Source organism: Nocardia sp. NPDC046763 (genome assembly GCF_040645495.1).
GTDB lineage: Bacteria > Actinomycetota > Actinomycetes > Mycobacteriales > Mycobacteriaceae > Nocardia.
On record NZ_JBEYYI010000041.1, the window covers coordinates 50689 to 57129 of the forward strand.

Consider the following 6441-nt stretch of genomic DNA (forward strand, 5'->3'; position numbering starts at 1 on the left):
TCGAGGAAACTGTCGCATCGAGCGCCCGAACAGATTTGCGACCGGACGCCTCGGCCGGTTAGAACGTCAAGTTCACCCGACTTCCGGGATACGCCTGGCTTGGGGTCCGAGATCTCAGCCCAGTGCGGCTATCCGATCCTCGAGGAATCGTCGTTCCACGTCGTTGCCGGTGAGCAGCACGGCCTCCTCATAGGCTGCTTGCGCCTCGGCCGTGCGACCGAGCGCGGCCAGGAAATGTCCACGGGCCGCGGCCAGATAGCCGTACCCGGCCAGTTGCGGTTCGGCGCTCAACTCGTCCAGTGCCGCCAGCCCGGTTTCCGGCCCCTCGGCCATGCCGATCGCGACCGCGCGGTTCAGCGCCACCACCGGCGACGGCCACAGCTGCCCGAGTACCCCGTAGAGGCCAACAATTTCGCGCCAGTCGGTGTCGTCGTAGCTCGGGGCCTCGGCGTGCACCGCCGCGATCGCCGCCTCCAGCGCATAGCGACCGGGCCGGTGCCGCAACGACTCCCGCACCAGGGCGATGCCCTCGTCGATGGTCGGACGATCCCACAGTTGTCGGTCTTGCTCCGATAACCGCAGTAGCGCGCCGTCGGTGTCGGTGCGTGCCGACCGCCGCGCCTCGGTCAGCAGAATCAGCGCCAGCAATCCGGCCACATCCGGGTCCTCGGGCAACAGTGTGCGCAGCATCCGAGCCAGATCCATTGCGCGCGTGGTGAGATCGCGTCGGCTCAGCTCGGCGTGGTACGGCACGGTGTGCCCGGTGGTGTACAGAAGGTGCACCACGGTCAGGATCGCGCCGATCCGGTCGGGCAGTTCGGCCGGAGCGGGCACCCGATACGGGATGCGGGCGGCGGCGATCTTCTTCTTGGCGCGGGTGATGCGCGCCGCCATGGTCGATTCCGAGACCAGAAACGCCCGCGCCACTTCGGTGGTCGTCAATCCGCACACCAGCCGCAGCGTCAGCGCCACCTGCGCCTCGAGCGACAGCGCCGGGTGGCAGCAGGTGCTGACCAGGCGCAGCCGGTCATCGGCGATATCCTGTTCGGCGACAACGGTGTCCGCGACATCGTTGTCGATATCGTCGGAAATCAGCAGCGGCAGTGACCGTTTCGCTGTCGCGTGCCGACGCAGCAGGTCCAGCGCGCGGTTGCGGGCCACCGTGGTCAGCCACGCCGCCGGCTTGGCGGGGATCGCCTCTTGCCATCGGGTCAGGGCCTGGGCGTAGGCGTCCTGGACACATTCCTCGGCGGCGTCCAGGTCGCGGGTCACGCGCACCGTCGCGGCGAGCACGAAGGCCCACTCGCGACGGTGCGCGTCGGCGACCGCCGCCGCTACCGCGGCATTGCGCATCGCTACGCGGTGAAGACGTGGATCGGCCGGACCTCGATCCCGCCCTCGGTCATCGGGATCTGTTTGGCGCGGTCGATGGCCTCGTCCAGGTCGTTCGCCTCGAGCAGGTAGTACCCGCCGATCTGCTCCTTGGTCTCGGCGAACGGCCCGTCGGTCACGACGAACCCGCCCGCGCCGTCGGGGCGAATGCTGGTCGCGGCATGGCTGTACTCGACCGCGTTGCCGCCGCGCAGTGCCGCCTGATTGTTGGTCATGAACTCCTGATGCCCGCGCGTGACCGACTCCGCGGCCAAGGTGTCCCCCGCCATCCGCTCGTCCTGGTAGATCAGGACCAGATACTCCGCCATGATGCCGTCCTCTCGTTGTCCGGTCCGCCTCTCGGACCATTCAACTCTTCGACGCCCGGCCCGCCCTGAAATCGACAGGTCCGAACAGCGCTCAATGCGGCAAAAGCGGATGTGCTGGTCGATCCCGGGAACGTGTTGGCGGGCGGTAGCGAAGTCGAGGGTCTACCGTCCTTGCCCATGGCGAGCAGGGACATTGTGGTGACGGTCGGCGAAGACGACTGGTTCACGCTGCAGGATGCGGCCGACTGCGCGGGGATGAGCGTGGAGGCGTACGTCTCCTGGGGCGTACGGTTACTGGCGATGCAGGCGCGCCCGGGCGGGTCGCAGCGGCGTGAAGGTCTTGGCGGCTCGAAGGCGACCAGGCGTGCATCCGAGGTTTGCGACGAGTCGGAATCGGCGGCGTGGGCGGAGACGTTCACCGAGCGTTTATCGCACCGAGCCGACCGGCCCCTCAGAGACTGAACTCGCCGCGGGGCTACGTTTCTTCGAAGGGTGCCGAGCCCGGCGGCATTGCCCGGCGGTTGCCTGTTTCAGCTGGTCAGCGGAACTATCGGCGCGAGACGAAGATGGAGCCATGCGGACCCAATACCACGCTGATCTCGCCCGTCTGGCCACGCAACTGGTGGCGATGAGCTTGCACGATCGCACCGCGGTCGCGTCCGCGACGAACGCATTGCTCAACGCCGATCTCGAGCAGGCCGAGCACACGATCGACGTGTGCGCGGAGATCGACACCATGCGTGATCGCTGCGAAAAGGCCGCCGTCGGGCTACTGGCCCGGCAAGCCCCCGTCGCCAGCGAATTGCGCCAGGTCGTGACCGCCCTCCACCTCGTCAGCGATCTCGCCCGCATGGCCACTCTCGCCAGTCACATCGCCAATGTCGCCCGTCGTCGCCACCCGGGTCATGCTGTTCCGGACTCGGTCCGCCCGATTGTTGCCCGGATGGGCGATGCCGCGGTCGCGATAGTCAGCAGCGCCGCGCAAGTACTGGACTCCCGCGACCCCGGAGACGCGGCGCGGCTCGATCAGCAGGACGACGTGATGGACGAGTTGCACCGCGAGCTGTTCACCACGGTGCTCGGTCCGGACTGGACTGATGGGGTGACAGCTGCTGTAGATCTCGCGTTGCTGGGCCGCTACTACGAGCGGTTCGCTGATCATGCTGTGCAGGTCGGACGCCGCACCATCTTCCTCGTCACCGGCGAAGACCCGCAGACCTGGCTCAAAGAGCGGCAGTCGCTCTAGCCTCGATGACTCGCCGAAACTCGTTGGCCGCCAGAGCCCGGAATCGGTTTGCTATCCGGACGGCGACCCTGACCTCGGGCACAAGGTGGCCGAGCTGGGCCGCCGCTCGGCCTCGCGGATACGTGCCATGCCCTGGCAGGGTCGGTCGCTCGAGCGGATCCTTTCCAAGGCCCCCGACGACACATGGACGCACCCCGAGTGCTGCCTCATTGTACCGCGACAATCCGTAAAGTCCCTGGTCCTGTCGCTGCGCTTGCTGTACGGCCTGTTTCAAGCTCGGCGAGAACAGGAAGCATCGGCGCCGGAACCTCGGAGTGAGGACTACGTCTTCGAAATGATCGGGCGATTGACCGGAAAGGGCTGGGGCGACCGTGCCGATGCTCTATATCGCATCTGGACTTGCACTGAACAGGTCACTGCTGAGGACTGAGGTCTCTGACGAACCTCTCTGCTCTTGACACGCTCATCGGCAGTAGCGGACGTTCTGCACCGCACCAGGTTCGGGCCACCGGCGCCCCACGCTGGCCGGTTCGGTCAGCGCGGTATGCGGCAGATGAGGACGTTCGCCAACTGCTTCGGCTCAATGCGCCAGGGCGGCGCGCGCCGCCGCTGCATTTCGGCATCTACCGGGCGGGGACCATGAGTGGCGGATGCGCAATATTCGAAGCAGTGATATTCACAGCTCCCGAAATCTGTTGCATCCCCACTCATCTCGCGCATGATCGGCCGCTGCGGGTAGTCCGCGCGGATACTCGCTGGCAATCTTGGACCCAGCCGGCTGCACCGATAGCGGATCCCACGGCGCGCACCCGCCTCGAACCGGACGGTTCGAGGCGGGTGCGATCGATTTGGATGGTCAGGCGGGGGTGAGCACTTCGACGGTGTGGGCGGTTTCGCCGTGGGTTACGTAGGTCTCGTGGGTCGTGGGGTCTACGGCTATGCCGCCGGTCCAGCCGGCGGAATGGCCGGAGGTGCGGGACGCGGTGAGGGTGCGGGTTCTTGTGTCGATCATGTTGATGCTTTCGAAGGCGCCGGAGGTGAGGTAGACGGTGTGGAGGGCGGGGTCGATCGCTACCGCGTAGGACGGTTCGGGCTGGAGTGAGATGTGGGTTGCCGCATGGGTTGCGGTGTCGATCAGCATGACCGAGGTGCCGGGGGCGAAGTCGGTGATGTAGGCGGTGTGGGTTTCGGAGTCGATTGCGACGCCGTGTGGTTCCGCGGTGGCGGGGATTGTAGCGCTCACCTTGAAAGCATCGGGGTCGATGATCGACAGGCTGCCCGCTGTCGCTGCCCATACCTGGTGGCTCGCCGGATCGATCGCCAGCGCCGCGGGGTGCGCGCCGACCGGGATGACGGCCACGATGTCGCGGCTGTCGGTGTCGATCGCCACGACCGTCGCGTAGTAATTGTTGGCGACATAGGCGAGGTGGCGGTCGGAATCGATGGCCAGTGCGCTGGAATCCGTATGTTCACCGAGGAAGATGCGCGCGGTCACCGAATCGGTGGCCGGATCGATGACAATCAATTTTCCGTGCGGGCCGGCGCCCAGCAGATAGACGAGATGCGTCGCGGGATCGACGACGAGTGGCTGTGTCTCGCGGACGAATACGTTGTCCACGGTGATCGTGGCGGCGGTCGATCGCGTTCGGGTGTCGAGCACCGAGACGGTGACTGGAGCGGACGGTATGGCAGGGTTCTGGCCGACGACGTAGGCCCGGTGCAGTCCCGGATCGACAGCGACGCCACGCGGCCCGCTACCCACCTCCACGGTCCCGTAACTCCGGTAAGCTCCCACGCCGAGATCTTTGAAGTCCGGGTTGGTCGCCGGATCCTTCGTGGTGGTGGCAGCCGGGGTCGAGAAATGGGTGGCGGGGGCCGGGGATGCGCAGCCGCCGATCGCGAGCACGACAGCCGCGGCGAGGCCGAGCGCCCCGAAAAGCCTTGATGGACACCGAGAACGACCCGATCGAAACACGCACTTCCCCCGTTGATCGTGCAACCTTCTCCGCAACCATAGTCCACGGTCTGTTTCGAGGCGTGCCCGCCGTCGCTATCCGGATCCCGGGCAGTTCGAGTGGCGGATGTGCAGTATTGACCTTGTCGTTTTCGACCACTGCGAGACCTTCTGTACCGCAATATATCTCGCCGATCAGGGCACGTCAGATGTCGTCACGGGAGGAGGCCGATGCAGCTACGGCGTGGCCGGTTCGGCCAGCGCGGTCAGCGGCAGGAGAGTGCGCTGCCATGCGGGCAGAACGGCCAACCCAACTGTTCTAAACATGCACTACAGCTGGGGAATTGGCGTGAAATTGCTGCTCTACGCCGGATTGTGAGGGATTGCACCGGTCGCATGGAGCTCGGCAATAGCGGACGTTCTGCACCGCACTAGGTTCCGGCCGCCAGCGCCTCGCGCTGGCCGGTTCGGTCAGCGTCGCGAGCGACAATGCAGGACGTTGACACGCCCCGAAATCATCTCGGGGCGTCGATCTTCGAGCACGCTTCGTGTCGGTGCCTGCGGGTATCGAGTTGTGTCGATCAGCGTTGATGTCTGTTTCACTGTGTACGGATTGTCCCCCGACCGCGCCAAGGCGGTCTCTGCGCTGTTCGAGCAGGTTGTGCGGGAGGAGCCGCTCAAGGATGAGGTTGTGCTCACGCAACGCGACTCGAGGATCGGGGCGAGTGTCGACGTGCGGGTCGAGTCTCCGGATCCGGTGATTTCCAGTGGCTTCGGCCGCTGGCGGGACGATTTCGAGCCCCGATTGCAAGCGCGAGTCGAACAGGTCGCGCCGGGGGCGAAGGTGGAATTCGAGTGGGAGTTCAGTGCCGAAGAGCGTGCGGAGGCTGCGGCGCTGGCCGCGATACCTGCTGCGCCACCGACAAGTTGGGCCGAGTTGCCCCGCGCCTCGCAGTCGTCATGCACGCGTTGATCTACAGCGCAGCTGTAACCCTCGAAATGCCCGGCGGTCCATGGATCCAGTTGCTGGGCCCCGGATTCGGGGAGTCCGGATTCGGATACGCCATGCTCACCCCAGACATCACCGCGGAGCAGGACCAACTGCTGGCCGATGCCGGATGGGTTCTCGATCTCCCGGGGTACGGGCTACCGAATCGGTGCCGCTGCTTCTCCGCTGACGGCGGATACTTCCCAAGCATCGCCGGCCGCGTTGTCGAGTCGCTCTCGGAGGTGTTGCGCGTCGGCTCACCCGCACAGCTCACCGTCGATTCCTTCACCAATACGCGCGATGAACCCGCTCCGTCCGTCGCCGCCCTCGGCTTGGCAGCCACTCCCTGACCCGGAGATCTGAACGTCACCGACAGACGCGACCGCCTCAGAATCGGTTCAGAAGCTCCTCGCCCCTTGACCCGATCACCGCCTCGCGCTCGACTTAAGGCCCTCAACTCGGCTAGTTAGACACTTGCTGTCAGGGTCAGGTCCCGGCCAGGATTTGATCCAGGTGCCCGGTGGGATGCTCCCAATATTCGGCTGCCCGCCGT

7 protein-coding genes are annotated in these 6441 nt (G+C 65.9%); 4 read left to right on the forward strand and 3 right to left on the reverse strand.

The window, feature by feature from the left end; all coding sequences use genetic code 11:
- Positions 1-114: 114 nt before the first annotated feature.
- Both ABZ909_RS40105 and ABZ909_RS40110 read right to left on the reverse strand, forming a co-directional pair.
- Entirely contained in the window at positions 115-1353 is a 1239-nt protein-coding gene (locus ABZ909_RS40105) for a sigma-70 family RNA polymerase sigma factor (protein WP_357011034.1), read from the reverse strand.
- A gap of 2 nt (positions 1354-1355) precedes the next feature.
- Positions 1356-1700: a YciI family protein gene (locus tag ABZ909_RS40110; RefSeq protein WP_357011036.1), complete on the reverse strand. Its 345-nt coding sequence runs from the start codon at positions 1698-1700 to the stop codon at positions 1356-1358.
- Between the two features lie 177 nt (positions 1701-1877).
- On the opposite strand from ABZ909_RS40110, the gene ABZ909_RS40115 reads away from it, so the two are divergent.
- Complete coding sequence (locus ABZ909_RS40115) at positions 1878-2162, forward strand: hypothetical protein (RefSeq protein WP_357011038.1); 285 nt, start codon at positions 1878-1880, stop codon at positions 2160-2162.
- Positions 2163-2274: 112 nt separating this feature from the next.
- Positions 2275-2946 (forward strand): phosphate signaling complex protein PhoU, encoded by a 672-nt coding sequence (phoU, locus tag ABZ909_RS40120; protein WP_357011040.1) that lies wholly within the window; start codon positions 2275-2277, stop codon positions 2944-2946.
- An 856-nt stretch (positions 2947-3802) separates the two neighbouring features.
- Here phoU and ABZ909_RS40125 read toward each other — a convergent pair.
- Positions 3803-4741 (reverse strand): YncE family protein, encoded by a 939-nt coding sequence (locus tag ABZ909_RS40125; RefSeq protein WP_357011042.1) that lies wholly within the window; start codon positions 4739-4741, stop codon positions 3803-3805.
- 733 nt (positions 4742-5474) lie between these two features.
- On the opposite strand from ABZ909_RS40125, the gene ABZ909_RS40130 reads away from it, so the two are divergent.
- Both ABZ909_RS40130 and ABZ909_RS40135 read left to right on the forward strand, forming a co-directional pair.
- Entirely contained in the window at positions 5475-5873 is a 399-nt protein-coding gene (locus tag ABZ909_RS40130) for a hypothetical protein (RefSeq protein WP_357011044.1), read from the forward strand.
- Entirely contained in the window at positions 5861-6238 is a 378-nt protein-coding gene (locus tag ABZ909_RS40135; protein ID WP_357011046.1) for a hypothetical protein, read from the forward strand. The genes ABZ909_RS40130 and ABZ909_RS40135 overlap by 13 nt, the downstream gene beginning before the upstream one ends.
- Positions 6239-6441: the final 203 nt, after the last annotated feature.